Here is a 13,844-nt window from a genome sequence, read left to right on the forward strand (position 1 = left end):
GAAAACCGCGAGATTGTCTGGAGCACCCGGCAAATCAAAAAAAACATGAAAACGCATTATACTTCTTATACGTCAGCATTCGATTTAAAAGACCCGGTCTGGCAGCGCAGATATTATGATTTCAATATTTACAGCGACAAGAAGCTGATAGAAAAACTAAAGTATATGCACGAAAATCCAGTAAGAAAGGGATTGGTGAAGAGGTCTGAAGACTGGCAATTTAGCTCCGCACGATTTTATATGTCGGGACAATCGTGTGGAGTGAAAATTCAGCCCCCGGAATGACTTCTTGCGCCTGCGGCGTGCACACAACTCTAACGAGTTGTATGCACCACCCCAAAAAGAGGTATTTAAGAAAACAGCAAGATTGTGTCGGGCACCCGGCATCTCTTCTGACGAGCCCATCCCTTTTTAACCAATAAGGCGGCTTTGTCCACACCGATATACTGGGGCAACCCGAGATTGGCCGTCTTATTGACAACCTCTGCCCTGTCTTCCTTATGGTAGAAGCGGCCAACCAGGTCAGTGGTGAGCCTCTCCTTATCCATGCGTCTGTGCCGCTCCCGGTCGGTAGCAGTGGTGGGTTCATTCACGCTCTTTACCCACCAGGGGTAGCGCTTTCTCTGGTTGCGGTATACCGGGGCCGGATCAGGTGCTTCATCAACCTGACCCGATGGCAATCCTATCTCACCGGCATCATTGACAGTCGTTTCTTCTCCAGATAATCCGTGAGTCATATCTTCAACCTCCTTTTACGTGTATCCTGGTGATAATCGATGTTTGACGGGTGATCGTCCCCGATAAGATCTGATCCGCCCCCATAATTCCGAATTATGCGGCGATCGACTATCAACTCGAATTATGCGACATGGGCCGCAATTTCCGTGTTTCAAGCCCTCTAACCCCGATTTTGGCCTATTTAACAGGCCTTGGTCCAGACCGGGGGGCTTGCATTCATCCAACAAAAGGCTCTTTCTTGCCGATTTCTCTGAAAATCCTAAGTTCTCTCGATTTACGGGCATAGTAATCCATCGTTCTTTTTCCGGTCAAGCATAACTTTTCCGTCAGCCATGACCCAGCACAGCCTGGTAGTAATGTCGCAGCGGAAAAGCAGAAGCCACATGCACCCACCAATATCGGCTATGGCAACGAAGTTACCGAACTTAAGATCTAAAACATGTTGCATAAGCCTTGCTCCTTGCTGGACACAATACTTTGTGGTTTGAGAAATTAATCGAGACTGAAACCGTCTGCAATTATCCGCTATGGCGATTCCCACATCAATAGTGAAGATTTCATGTGAAATCCTTGAACAGCTACTGTTTTCTCAGGATGCTGATATCCTGGCGAAGTGTGTAGGGATCACAGCTTTTCTTCAACCGTTGATACATTGAGAGTGTTCCAACTCTGCTAAAATTACAGATATGATAATTGGGTGTTGTCAAGTCAAGTAAATCTTAATTTTGATTATTGTAAAATCATCTTCGTCCAACGACATATAAGGAGCGTATCCTTTAGGACATTCTTAGGCCTCAGCCGCGGCCTGCCTTCTTTCCTTTTCCTTTTTTCGCCACACCAGGCGAACCAGAAGAATGCTGATTTCATAAAGAACTATCAAAGGTAAGGCCATGAAAACCTGGCTGATGACGTCAGGCGGGGTCAGGATAGCCCCGATTACAAAAATAAGCAGAATAGCGAACTTACGCTGGCGAGCCAGGAAGGGGGCATTGACCAGGCCCATCTTGGCCAGGAAGACCATGACCACCGGAAGCTCAAAAACCAGGCCAAAGCCGAACAGGAGCTTGAGGGAAAAAGAAAAATATTGAGCCACCGCTGGCAGGGCCCGGATGGATTCGTCGGAAAATCCCAGGAAAAACCTGAACCCAACCGGAAAGACGATAAAATAGCCAAAGAGCGCGCCGATGATGAACATGAGCGTGGACCACACCACAAAGGGAACGACGTACCGCCTTTCATTACGATAAAGCCCTGGAGCGGCGAAGTTCCAGAGTTGATAAAAGATGACCGGCAGCGCCAGGATGATCCCGCCCCATAACCCAAGTTTCAGGTAGGTGAAAAAGGCTTCAGGCAGGCCGGTGTATATGAGTTGCTCCCCTTCGGGCATGGCCTTGAGAAGAGGGCGGATTAAAATTTTAAAAAGGGGCTTGGAAAAGTAATAACTGATGGCAAATCCGAACCCGACGGCGATGAAACAGATGATCAGACGGCGGCGAAGCTCCGCGAGATGGACCAGGAAAGGCATCTTGGCGCCGCCTTTTAAATCCAGTTCTTCTTCCTGGGAAACCTCCTTTTCCTGATCTTCAGACATCGGCTTTGCTGGCCGGCTCCTTCTTTTCTTGCTCATCACTTTCATCCGAAGGCGCCTCCGCCTTGACCTCCGCCTTGGCTTCAGCCAGGGCCCAGGCCTTTAAGGCCTCATCATCAAGCTCCTCTTCTGGTTCCAGATCGTCCCCTTGTGGCTCATCCGTGTCTTCGTGACCGGTAGAATCGCCTTCTTTGGCCAGAGAGCTGGCTGTATCCTTTAGATCCGAGAACTCCTCCTTGACCATGCCATAGACCTCGTTCTTGGCTTCAGTGAGCGATTTTGAAATCTCTTTTAAGTCGTCGTCAGCATCAATAGTCTTTTTTAATTCGTCCGTGGCCCGCCTGAACTCACCAATGCCACGCCCCAGGGCCTTGGCCATGTCAGGCAGATGCTTGGGCCCGATCACGACAAGGGCAATAACTAAAATGATGAGCAGCTCCGGCGTACCGATACCGAACATGAAAACCTCCTGAATATATGAGGTATTGTAAAGCCCTGCCTTAGTTCATGTCAAGAATTCCTAGAAAAAAGAAAAAAAAGGACCAGACTCATCCAGAGCACCGGTCCGCCAGTGGCAAGATATAAATGTTTTAAAGGGTGACTTATCCTCCCTTAAACTTCATCTCAAACATACCTGGGGCTGATAACCTTGAGGTCCGAGGTGTCATACAGGCTTTCTGTTAAAAATAAGCCGGCGGCCACGATCTTTTGAGCCACCTCCTTGATCAAGACCTCGGCCTGGGCCAGAGTCAGGTCTGTCGGTTCCATGGACCTGGAAACCTCGCCAGTCTGAGGCCGGCCCGGCTGGGCCTTGACCGCGGCCTCTTTCTGGTTTTCCTGGTCAGAGAGGTCAGAAGCCCCGCCCGGGTGAAATAGGTAATTATAAGCCTCACTGATTTGCTTAAGATCCATTAATATACCTTTAAGAAGGAAGATAGTTTTTTATCTAGATCACACCCTGGAGCAAGTCTTGGGTTTAAATGTAATCACCTCGATTGAACTTCGCGGCCTCGACAGTGGCTACAATGGCCGTCTGATCGAGCAGCTCTTTCACCATATGATCGTCAGGCAGACCGTGGCTTGCTCCCTTTAACCGATCAGCCGCCTGCTCCATCTCTTTAACTAAAACTGCAACCTGCTTTAAGGTCTGAGCCGGGTCGGCCAAGGCCTTGGCATAACGGTCCAACAAGCCAAGGGTGTTTTCCACCTCTTGAAAGGACTCAGTTAAACCAGCCAGCATGATTTTTCCCACAGGTGAAGTTTGAGACACCGAAGGCGCGGCGCCGCTTTTTGATGGCTCAGAGTTTTTATTTACTCCCTGCGTATAACTCCTGGCCAATGTTTCAGCAAATCCGGGTCTATTATTTTGAGTCTGGGACGAGGATGGTTTCTGAATTAATGAATTGACGTGGGTATCATCTGTGACCTTCACGTTCTTCCTCCTTTTATGGCTTAACTGGCTGCTTTGAAACTATGCAAAGGATATACCAAGACCGCTTACGACACCCGATTGAATAATTACCTAATTTTATTAAACAAATTAATGAAACAACAAAAATTTCCCATAATCAGCTCAAAAGGAAGGGAATTTTTTACCCCTTTACACGAAGTATGATTAGGATGTAACATTTTTCGAAAACCTCCTTCAGCCCGGCTTTATATAGAGCTAACTATCAAAAAAAGGAATGACAGGTATAGACAATTATGTTATTTCCTCCCATGTATTAATAATGTATTGTCAGGAGGTCAAAATATGAAAGAGTTGGACTGTCGAGGACTTGCCTGCCCTCAACCCGTCCTGAACACCAAGCAGGCCCTGGAGGAAACGGAAAGCGGCCGGATCAGGGTAATTGTGGACAATGAGGCCGCCCGGGACAATGTGACCCGTTTTTGTGCTTCTCAAGGCTGTGAAGTCGAAATAACCGAGGAAGGCGCTGATTTTATCCTGACGGTGACCAAGGATGGTCCGTGTTCCAGCCCGGAGCCTGAAGCGGCTTGTGAGATTCCCTCATCAAGGCCTGCGCCGGAAAAGATGCGACTGGTTGTCAAGATCAGCGATCAGATCATGGGGAAAGGCCCTGAACCTCTGGGCCGAATGCTGATGAAGGCCTTTATCAAGACCCTGTCAGACGCGACTCTAAAGCCTCAAGCGGCTGTCTTCTATAACTCAGGGATTCACCTGGCCGTTGAGGGTTCGGAATATCTGGAAGATATTAAGGCGCTTAAAAATTCAGGCATGGAAATTCTGGTTTGCGGAACCTGCCTTGATTTCTTCGGTCTCAAGGAAAAGCTGGTTGTAGGCCGGGTAAGTAACATGTTTGAAATCATCGAAATACTGGCTGGGGCGGATCGCATCGTCTCACCCTGAATAAAGGATTGGCCATGGATCTCATCTATTTCGATCAGGCCGCGACCTCATTTCCCAAGCCTCCTCAAATGGTCGAGGCCGTGCGCCGTGCCTTGACAGAGATTTCAGGCAGTGGGGGCCGATCAGCTCATCGCATGTCTCTGAATGCAGCCCGGCTGGTTTTTGAGGCGCGGGAGGCTGTGGCTGAACTGCTGAGGGTAAACGATGCAAGTCAGATCGCCTTCACCTGCAACGTAACCCAGGCGCTAAATATGGCCCTGACAGGTTTTCTTCGGCCGGGCGATCATGTCCTGACCTCCTCCATGGAACATAATTCAGTCATGAGGCCCCTGAACTGGCTGGCGCGGGCGCGGGAGGTCGAGGTCGAAGTCATTCCCAGCCCCTTGACTGGCCTGATTGACCCGGCCGAATTCAAAAAAAGGCTGACCGCTCGAACCCGCCTGGTGGTGATCGCCCATGCCTCCAACGTGACTGGCGCCATCTGTCCGCTCAAAGAGCTGAAAGCGGCCCTGGGCACGGTTCCTCTCCTGGTGGATGCGGCCCAGACCGCAGGGGTTCTGCCTTTGAACATGTCAGACCGGGAGGCGGACATACTGGCCTTTACCGGTCATAAGTCTCTGCTCGGTCCCACAGGCACCGGCGGGCTCTGGATCACCCCGGAAATCGAGATCAAACCTTTGGTGCGGGGTGGGACTGGCAGCCGTTCTGAATTTGAAGAGCACCCCGATTTCATGCCTGACAGGCTTGAGGCTGGTACGCAAAACACCCACGGCCTGGCCGGTCTGGGCGCTGGAGTAAAATTTGTCATGGAAACCGGTGTAGATAACATCCGGACTCATGAGCTTAAGTTAACAGCGCGTTTCTTAAGCGGTCTGGCCCAGATCAGAGGGGCAACTGTCTATGGCCCCCCGGATCCTGACTCGCGGGTAGCGGTTGTCTCTATGAACCTCACCGCATGGTCTCCATCGGACCTGACCCATGCACTGGACAGGGAGTTCGGTGTCCTGACACGGGCTGGGCTTCACTGCGCCCCGCGAGCGCACCGAACCATCAAGACCTATCCTCAAGGCACGGTTCGCTTTTCCTTTGGTCTGTTCAACACAGAAGCTGAGGTGGACACTTCACTGGCAGCGCTGGATGACTTGAGCCGACAGGCAAAATGAAGAGATGAAAAAAAACCGTTTAATCTTTATTCTTGAATCCATCCACCAGGTACTCCACGCCGAAAAAGTACTTCACACCGCTGGGCTGGACTTTGATATCATCCCGGTGCCCAAGGAGATCAATCCGGAGTGCGGTATGGCTCTTGAGGTTGATCCAAAGGAGAAGGATCAAATAAATGCGGCCTTGATCCAGGCCAGGATCAAAATTAAGGCCCTCTTTTACCGATCCGGCCAAACATTTGAGGAAATCCCTGCGGATTTGCCTTCTTAAGTCTGTAAGAGGGCCTTTTTTTTAAGGTATTCAGGTGGTCTAAAGAAAGGTCTGTGGCATCGAGTCAGATGAAGGAGATCGTTTTTCCCTGAGCCTCCTTATGAAAACAATCCATCCCTGGCAGGCTCGATTATCCGTTTAATCTTTGATCCCAGTCAAACTCTCTGGCTGTGACAATATCTTCCATGCGCTGCAGGCGTTGGTTGAGGTTGTTATAAATACGCTTTAAGCGGCGTAACGCCATGCCCCTCGAGTGGGTATAGGAATCGTAAAATTCCTGATCTTCGTCAGAGTAAAGGGGTATGACCGGCTCGGGCTTAATAAGCAAAGCCGCCAGAACGTATAGGGCCAGGATGGGCCAAAATCCGGTGAAGATCATCAAAACTATGACTATTATCCGTGTCCAGAGTACGGAAAAATTAAAGTAATCTGCAATGCCTTTGCAAACTCCCAAAAGAAGACCTGCCCGGGACCGGTATAGACCGCGGCGCATGTCATTAAACTTGCTGCTCATCTTTTTCCTTCCTTTCCGGATCTAATAATATTGTTTCCAGGGCCGCGACTCTATTCTCCATTTTTACGAGACCCTGGTGAATTTCTTGAATCAATCTGGTTTCCTCGTCCCGCTGCTCTTTGCCTCCCAAGGGAGGTTCTCCCTTTAAAACCCTGATACCGGCGATGATCAGACCGCCCAGCAGGCCCAAGGCGAGCAAAGGGACGAGAAAAACTATCATGACGATAAATACTGCTGGCATGTTCGTATACTCCGGTTTAACTCCGTCATACAAGATCTATAAGCTTATGGCTGGAGCATGAAATTTATGACCTTTAACGCCTTTACCTCATAACATAAACCAGGACTGTTGAAAATGAAATATTACCCCTGTCCCGAGGTCGGTGTGCTTTCCTGAGATTCCTTAGCGATGCTGGCCTTGAGGGCCTCAAGCTCCTTTTCGATCTCTTCATCACCTTCCAGACGGGCAAATTCATCATCCAACACTGGCTTACGATAGGCGTTAACCAGGTCGGCCTCGGCCTCCATCCGTTCGATGCGATTCTCGAACTGTTCAAAACGAATAACTGCCTCGGTGCTGTCACTCTGCCGAATTTCCTCCTGAGCACGGCGCTTCCTCCGGGCATGAATGTGCCGCTGAATCAGGACGCGCTGTTTCTCCCTGACTAAATGAAGTTTTTCTTCGAGCTGCCGGATATCATTCTGGTACTGGTCGGTCAAGGCCTCGTACTGCCGCATCTCGCCCTCCAGCGAGTCAGTTTTATCCTGAAAGCGCCTCTTCTCCATGAGCGCCTCACGCGCCAGGTCCTCCCGTCCCTTGTTGACCGCGAGCTGCGCTTTCTCCTCCCAATTTTTTGTACGTTTTAAGGCCTCATCCCACATCCGCTGCGCCTTCTTCTTATTGGCCATGACGCCGGCGCAGGAAGCCTTTATTTCCACCAATGTGTCTTCCATCTCCTGGATCATAAGCCGAATCATCTTTTCAGGGTCTTCAGCCCGATCCAGCATGGCATTGATGTTTGAGTTGATAATATCTCGGAATCTAGAAAATACGCCCATGATATGACCTCCTTTAATTTTTTCTTTTTCCGGTCTTTTAAATGGCATGAAGTGTGCCAATAACAAAAAACGGAATTAAATCAAAATATTATCTTTTTGAGACCCTTGACAGGCCTTAGAAAATATGGCATAATTCAATAACTAAAGGTCAAATAGACTAATATTTTGTATTTTTTGCTATATTATGCCCGAAGATCAATATGATCCAAACAACTACCCAAACTCCACCGGCGGGGACCGAAGCGCTGATGAGGCCCTGGGGCAGTCCGAGGCCTTCCTAGAATTTCAGGAACGCCTCTCCCGGGTGGCGCGTATTGATCGGCCTGTGCTCCTGATTGGTGAACGCGGCACAGGCAAGGAACTGGCGGCCACCAGATTACATTACCTCTCTAAACGGTGGCAGAGTCCCTTAGTAACGCTCAATTGCGCGGCTCTCGCCCCGTCACTCATCGAATCCGAACTTTTCGGCTATGAGGCCGGGGCCTTCACCGGGGCAACCCGCCGTCGAACCGGTCGGTTTGAGATGGCCAGCCAAGGCACCCTCTTTCTTGACGAGATGGCTAACATCCCGATCGAAGTTCAGGAAAAAATACTGCGCGTGGTAGAATACGGCGCCTTTGAACGGGTTGGAGGGTCAAGGTCCATACAGGTAGATGTGAGAATCATTGGCGCGACAAATATCAATCTCCCCGTCCTGGTTAAGAAAGGACAGTTCAAACAAGACCTGCTTGATCGGCTTTCTTTTGAGGTGCTTTTCCTTCCTCCTCTGCGCGAGCGTGAGGGGGATATCCTGATTCTGGCAAACCACTTTGCAGCGCGAATAGCATTCGAATTAGGGCGCGAACAGATTCCTGAATTCAGCGAGGAAGCTATAGCCGGGCTGGAGCATTATCCCTGGCCGGGCAACGTGCGCGAATTAAAAAATGTAGTGGAGCGTGCGGTTTATCGCGCCGAGGGCCAATTGATCACCAATATTATCTTTGATCCCTTCCAGTCCCCCTATCAAACAAGTGAAACAGGTTTGATCAAAGAAGAAGAGAAGATTGAACCCAAATCAAAGGACGACGGAACAATCCGTCATCCTTTCACGCAGGCTGTGCGGCAATTTGAACTCAGACTCCTACAGCAGGCCTTGACCGAAGCGCGGTTCAATCAGAAGAAGGCCGCCCATATCCTGGGGCTGACCTACCATCAGTTTCGGGGAATCTACAGGAAGTATAAAGATGAATTAAAGGGCTAGGCTGGCAGAACCCCTCTCTTATATCTTTTAAAAATTGACCAAATCCAGATGGTTCTTGTTGAGCGGCCTCCGGAGGTTGAAATTTATCGTTTTCCCTGAGTAAAGAAGGCGATACATATAGTAGTAAGCGAGGACTTTCTTGACATAGCCCCTGGTTTGAGTAAAGGGGATCTGGTCAATGAACTCTTCTAAATCCACGTCACCCGCCTGCTTTATCCAGCGCTTGACGTTGAAAGGCCCGGCGTTGTATGCCGCCAGGGCCAGCGGAACCTGTCCCTTAAATTCCTTGAGCAAGGCAGCCAAGTACCAGGCTCCGAAACCAATATTGGCTCCAGGTTCAAAAAGGTCATTTACTTCGAAACCTGGCAGATCGAGACGCCTGGCTATCTTTCGAGCAGTGCTCGGGAGGACCTGCATCAGGCCAAGGGCGTTGGATCCAGAAACCACCTGGGGATGGTAAAAGGACTCGGCCCGAATAACGGCCAGGATCAAGGCCGGGTCTAGATTATACTCTCCGGCCTTTTGACAGGCAAAAGTCAGATACGACAGGGGATAGGTCAGGCGGCGAGCTTTAAACTTCTCCTTATGAGAGGAGGCTGTCCATAATGAAGCATACTTTTCATGAAGCTTGACGTATTGATAATAATGGCCCCTTTCTGCCAGGTAAGCACTCACAAAAACATACAACTGGCGCCGGGCTCGTTTTAGTTCCTTATCTCGTCTTTTCTTCTGTGGTCTGGTCAGGATTGTGGCATTCTGTCTTTTTTCAGAAGGAATCAACTCCAGGATGTCTGCAGCTTCTTTCACGGCCAGATCAAGCGTGCCAGCCGCAGCCAGGTTTTTCAACCTGGCTAACACCAGATTCAGTTTAGCTGAAGCATGAGGCACTCGTTTAAGATTTATGATCTGTGCGCGTTCAGCCCAGAGATCATGAGGCCAAAAGCTCGGTTCCGGACTAGAAGGCAGAAAATTATCTTTTGGAGAGACTGACACGCAAGCTGGTTGGAAAATTTCGTTGAATTTTAAACTTTCAGGTGGTCTGAGGTCAGTAGTGCCCGGATGAACCGACCACCTTCCCTGGGGCCTGATTTGGCGGAGGCGCTCCAGGGACAGGATGCGATAATAATCATGATTCTGCCCGATGGCTAAAGCCAGGTAATGTTCCACAGCCTTGGGCTGACGATCCATGTGCTCCAGAGTCCGCGCCAACCAATAGCGTGCCGCCTGACCGCTAGCGCGCCTCGGATATTTACGGTTCAGAGTAAAAAAACGTTCTGCCGCCATCTTCCAGGCGTGATGCCGGTAGTAATACCAGGCTACGTACCACAGAATGTCGTCGGCCAGACGTCCCTGGCGGACCCATTTACGGATGCGGCGCCAGGCCTCTTCAGCCCTGGCTATTTTATCAGCCTTAAGGAAAAGGGCCCCAGCCAAAAAGTAGGCTGCATCGGCCTCCTTTTTACTAGTGGCGGTCTGGCCGGATAGTACAAAGGCACTGGCAGCCTCCTCAAATAGACCCTGTCTGCTGAGACACCTGGCATACCGCCCCCACAGTTCAGCCTTATACTTTACCGTAGCAGACTGAGCCGCGCCGTAAAAGTGCCTTTGGGCATGATCAAGCTGGTTTAAATATAATAACGCCCGACCCTTTTCAAGGGCCAACTCGTCCAGGTACTCAGAAGAACCTCCCTGGGCCAGCAGATGCTCGGTCAGGGCCAGCGCTTCTTTTAGACGCCACTCCTGGAACAGGAGACGAACCACTTCGAGGTAAAGGACTTCCTTATTAGCTTCGATCAAGCTCAACCACAGAAGCTCCTTGTACTTTGCAGACGCCTCGGACCGGACGGTTGCAGAACGCGCGTGTTTCATGGCCTTCTGAAAAGCGGTTCGCGCCGCGTCCATCTTGCCTCGGTTCTCCAAAGCGCGAGCCAGTCCCAGGTAGACCTCCCCTGCCTGATCATTTGGCGTAAGCCTGTAAAACCCTTTAATAGCCTGATCCGTCCGGCCCTGATGGACAAGAGATTCGACCTTGAGCAAGCGAGCCTGATGATTCAGGATTCCGTCAGGGTAAAGATTGATATAACTGCTAAACTGGACTCGGGCCTTTGGCCACCTCTTCAGGCCGAACAGGGCGTGGGCCTGATAGTAAAGAACGTAACTTTTCAGACCGGAAAGCACCCCAATGTTCCTGGGAAAAGCCTTTAACACCACATCATGTTGACCAAGCCTGCTCGCGATCACTCCCCTCAAAAAACGGATAAGGCGGTTCTGTCGAACGGTCAGTTTAAGACAATAGATTTTGTCAAGCAGCTCAGCCGCCTCCTGAAGGCGGCCGCGATGATAGAGCCTGACGGCTAGTTCGAAGTCGTCCCAGGAAACCGGTTGAGGTAATGAAAATGATGGAGAGGCAGCGAGAGAAGGGGTTGAAATGGCGGACTTTTGAAGATCATAGGCAAAGAGGGGAGTAGATCTTCCTGTAAGCGTCAAAGGCAGGAGGATCAAGAAACAATAGACTATTACTCGCCGGAAACTACTTGCAGTGATACGAGTCTCTCCCATTAAGTGGCGGTTATTTGATCTTACAAACCCGAGGAATCCTTGTCAAACCAAATAAAAAGGGGTTCATCCTGTTTCCCTGACAAGAAATATCCCGGGATCAATTCATGGGCGCAGATCACTACTATCCGGTTAAAAGTCAAATAATGTCAGTTGGCTGCCAGAAGCCTCCTCTATGATTTTATCGTAGGAGGCTGTCAACACCCCCTCGACAGTGGCCATTTCGGAATGGCCGAATTCTTCTAAAATTGAGTTCAAATCAATCACGGCTTTCAGACCATATAACTAGTTGTTATGGTATTGCTTATAGAGCTTGTGAAAAATAACACCCGGACAGTAGTGAAAAATTATATTTATTCCGGACCGAGGTATCGTTTGATTCCAAAAGCGGCCTCTCTTCCATCCCTTAAGGCCCAAACGACCAGACTTGAGCCTCTGACTATATCTCCGCCGGCAAAAACTCCACTAACACTGGTCATCTGATGTGAATTAACCTTTATCCTGTTCATAGCGTCCGTCTCTATATTAGTTTCTTTGATAAAAGCGGGAAGTTCAGTCACAAACCCAAAAGAAATGATAACGAGGTCAGTCTTGAGTGTCTTTTTCCTTGTAAAAATTTCCTTGAATAAAATCCGGCCGTTTTCATCCGCAACGGCACAATCTACGCCAACAAACTGGACCTCCTTCACATTTCCGTCCTTGCCTAAATTAAATCTTTCGGGTGTAAAACTTTCAACCATCTTTACCCCTTCTTCCATGGCATTGACATATTCCCGTTTGCTGCCAGGGCGTTTTTCCTCGGATTCTCTATAGACGCAGGTGACTTCACGGGCGCCCCTTCTGACAACCGCTCTGGCGCAATCAACAGCGGTATCGCCGCCTCCGAGAATAAGGACCTTTTTCCCTTTTACATCAACAGCAGGTCCGAGACCCGGCTGGTTTATGCTGCTAAGGAATTGATAAGCCGTTGTAACGTTTGCGGCGTTTCTTTCTATCGTTTTCGGGATATCAATCTCTTTCTTTGCTCCAATTCCAATAAAAAAGGCTTTATACTCGGCTTTTTCCAATTCTTTCAGGGTTACATCCTTGCCGACCTCACAATTACTTGTAAATCGGACACCTCTTTCTTCAAGGGTCTTAACCTGTCTGGTAATAAGTTGTTTATCCAGTTTAAAGGAGGGGATACCGTAAAAAAGGAGTCCTCCCGGGGAGGCGTCCTTTTCAAATACAGTGGGTGAATATCCGAGCCGGCTCAAGTAATCCGCACATGCCAGCCCGGCCGGTCCCGAACCTATGATTGCAACCTTGATGTCATTTTTACCAATTGATTGCTTGATCTCATGCATGACCTCGTAATAATATACCCCGGAAATGAACCGCTCCGCCTCGCGAACAGTTACCGACTCATATTGATCTTTCAGGACACAGCCTTCTTCACATAACATGTCAGAAGGACAGACTCTTCCAGTCACATCTGGCATGGGATTGGTTTCATAGGCAGTTCTCGATGCTTCAATGAGCGCTCCGTCTTCCAGCATCTCCATCCAGACAGGTATACTGTTTGTCAAAGGACACGCATCCGTGCATACAGGAATACCGCAGTTGACGCATCGCGAAGCCTGGGCGATCAGGTCTTTTGGCATATGCGGCCGGTATATATCGCCAAAATCCTTAATCCTTAAAATAACGCTTCTCTTTGGAGGATCTTGCCTGTTTATCTTATCAAAATAGTATTCAGGTTTACCCATTTAATCACCTCTTTTAATTACCAGGGCTGCGGCTTTTCCTGTTTGATCGGGTCCACATAAATAGCGTCCGTCGGGCATTCCAGCTCACAGTTAAAACAGGTCATACAATCATTTTGATATCTTATCTCGGCTTTTTTTGTCTCATGATTCATATAAATAACATCCATAGGGCATCCGAGGTCGCAGTTACCGCAGCCAAAGCATAATTCTTCGTTTATGGATTCAATCATGTTGCATTCCCTCTTTTTCTAACTTAAATCATCAGGTTGAAATCTGTACCTGTCCCAGGGTAAATCCTCGAATCGGTAACCCTCTTTCAGATTCTTATTAAAGACGATCCATTTAAGCCATTCCTTGTCCGTCTTTGGAAAATCCTCTCTCATGTGATCGGCTCTGGATTCCTTTCTTAAAACAGAAGCTTTTAAGAAGAGGTCCATTGTAAAAAGCATATTTTCCGTTTCTTTGAAGGTAATAAAATCATGAAGGTCTTGAACCTTTGCCTTCGGCATCCACTGCTCTTTAATCGCGGCCCCTTCTTTCATTGCCTTATTCAGGCTGTCTTCATTCTTAAGAATTGATGTATCGTAAGCAAACATGCA

17 protein-coding genes are annotated in these 13,844 nt (G+C 49.1%); 4 read left to right on the forward strand and 13 right to left on the reverse strand.

What is annotated here, in order from left to right; all coding sequences use genetic code 11:
• Window positions 1–350 precede the first annotated feature (350 nt).
• The 6 genes from JRI95_12240 to JRI95_12265 form a co-directional block, all read right to left on the reverse strand.
• Window positions 351–737, reverse strand: coding sequence for a hypothetical protein (locus JRI95_12240; GenBank protein MBW2062312.1), 387 nt, complete (start codon window positions 735–737; stop codon window positions 351–353).
• Between the two features lie 275 nt (window positions 738–1,012).
• Entirely contained in the window at window positions 1,013–1,186 is a 174-nt protein-coding gene (locus tag JRI95_12245) for a hypothetical protein (GenBank protein ID MBW2062313.1), read from the reverse strand.
• 339 nt (window positions 1,187–1,525) lie between these two features.
• Window positions 1,526–2,329: a twin-arginine translocase subunit TatC gene (gene tatC / locus JRI95_12250; protein ID MBW2062314.1), complete on the reverse strand. Its 804-nt coding sequence runs from the start codon at window positions 2,327–2,329 to the stop codon at window positions 1,526–1,528.
• Window positions 2,322–2,786 carry a twin-arginine translocase TatA/TatE family subunit gene (gene tatA / locus JRI95_12255; GenBank protein MBW2062315.1) on the reverse strand — a complete coding sequence of 155 codons (465 nt, stop codon included), beginning with the start codon at window positions 2,784–2,786 and terminating at the stop codon, window positions 2,322–2,324. Before tatA ends, tatC begins: the two co-directional genes overlap by 8 nt.
• Window positions 2,787–2,950: 164 nt before the next feature.
• Window positions 2,951–3,238, reverse strand: a complete 288-nt coding sequence (locus JRI95_12260; GenBank protein ID MBW2062316.1) for a hypothetical protein — start codon at window positions 3,236–3,238, stop codon at window positions 2,951–2,953.
• Window positions 3,239–3,302: 64 nt separating this feature from the next.
• The gene (locus tag JRI95_12265) at window positions 3,303–3,758 is read right to left on the reverse strand and encodes a hypothetical protein (GenBank protein MBW2062317.1); all 456 of its coding nucleotides are present in this window, start codon (window positions 3,756–3,758) and stop codon (window positions 3,303–3,305) included.
• Between the two features lie 321 nt (window positions 3,759–4,079).
• On the opposite strand from JRI95_12265, the gene yedF reads away from it, so the two are divergent.
• From yedF to JRI95_12280, 3 genes are read left to right on the forward strand one after another with little or no spacing between them, the layout of a single operon-like run.
• Window positions 4,080–4,694 carry a sulfurtransferase-like selenium metabolism protein YedF gene (gene yedF / locus JRI95_12270; GenBank protein MBW2062318.1) on the forward strand — a complete coding sequence of 205 codons (615 nt, stop codon included), beginning with the start codon at window positions 4,080–4,082 and terminating at the stop codon, window positions 4,692–4,694.
• A 14-nt stretch (window positions 4,695–4,708) separates the two neighbouring features.
• Window positions 4,709–5,857, forward strand: a complete 1,149-nt coding sequence (locus tag JRI95_12275) for an aminotransferase class V-fold PLP-dependent enzyme (GenBank protein MBW2062319.1) — start codon at window positions 4,709–4,711, stop codon at window positions 5,855–5,857.
• A gap of 4 nt (window positions 5,858–5,861) precedes the next feature.
• On the forward strand, window positions 5,862–6,128 hold the full coding sequence (locus tag JRI95_12280) for a DUF3343 domain-containing protein (GenBank protein MBW2062320.1): 267 nt from the start codon (window positions 5,862–5,864) through the stop codon (window positions 6,126–6,128).
• Between the two features lie 130 nt (window positions 6,129–6,258).
• On the opposite strand, the gene pspC is transcribed toward JRI95_12280, so the two are convergent.
• The 3 genes from pspC to pspA form a co-directional block, all read right to left on the reverse strand.
• Window positions 6,259–6,642: an envelope stress response membrane protein PspC gene (gene pspC, locus JRI95_12285; protein ID MBW2062321.1), complete on the reverse strand. Its 384-nt coding sequence runs from the start codon at window positions 6,640–6,642 to the stop codon at window positions 6,259–6,261.
• Complete coding sequence (locus tag JRI95_12290; protein MBW2062322.1) at window positions 6,626–6,883, reverse strand: phage-shock protein; 258 nt, start codon at window positions 6,881–6,883, stop codon at window positions 6,626–6,628. Before JRI95_12290 ends, pspC begins: the two co-directional genes overlap by 17 nt.
• Before the next feature lie 122 nt (window positions 6,884–7,005).
• Window positions 7,006–7,701 carry a phage shock protein PspA gene (gene pspA / locus JRI95_12295; protein ID MBW2062323.1) on the reverse strand — a complete coding sequence of 232 codons (696 nt, stop codon included), beginning with the start codon at window positions 7,699–7,701 and terminating at the stop codon, window positions 7,006–7,008.
• 184 nt (window positions 7,702–7,885) lie between these two features.
• On the opposite strand from pspA, the gene pspF reads away from it, so the two are divergent.
• Complete coding sequence (pspF, locus tag JRI95_12300) at window positions 7,886–8,941, forward strand: phage shock protein operon transcriptional activator (protein MBW2062324.1); 1,056 nt, start codon at window positions 7,886–7,888, stop codon at window positions 8,939–8,941.
• 27 nt (window positions 8,942–8,968) lie between these two features.
• Here the strand turns inward: pspF and JRI95_12305 are convergent, their stop codons facing one another.
• The 4 genes from JRI95_12305 to JRI95_12320 all read right to left on the reverse strand — a co-directional run.
• Complete coding sequence (locus tag JRI95_12305; GenBank protein MBW2062325.1) at window positions 8,969–11,500, reverse strand: transglycosylase SLT domain-containing protein; 2,532 nt, start codon at window positions 11,498–11,500, stop codon at window positions 8,969–8,971.
• Window positions 11,501–11,850: 350 nt separating this feature from the next.
• Window positions 11,851–13,245, reverse strand: coding sequence for a glutamate synthase subunit beta (locus JRI95_12310; GenBank protein MBW2062326.1), 1,395 nt, complete (start codon window positions 13,243–13,245; stop codon window positions 11,851–11,853).
• Window positions 13,246–13,262: 17 nt separating this feature from the next.
• Window positions 13,263–13,475 carry a ferredoxin family protein gene (locus JRI95_12315; GenBank protein MBW2062327.1) on the reverse strand — a complete coding sequence of 71 codons (213 nt, stop codon included), beginning with the start codon at window positions 13,473–13,475 and terminating at the stop codon, window positions 13,263–13,265.
• An 18-nt stretch (window positions 13,476–13,493) separates the two neighbouring features.
• The coding region (locus tag JRI95_12320; GenBank protein ID MBW2062328.1) for a hypothetical protein at window positions 13,494–13,844 on the reverse strand (351 nt) is incomplete at its 5' end.

This window comes from Deltaproteobacteria bacterium (genome assembly GCA_019308995.1).
GTDB lineage: Bacteria > Desulfobacterota > Desulfarculia > Adiutricales > JAFDHD01 > JAFDHD01.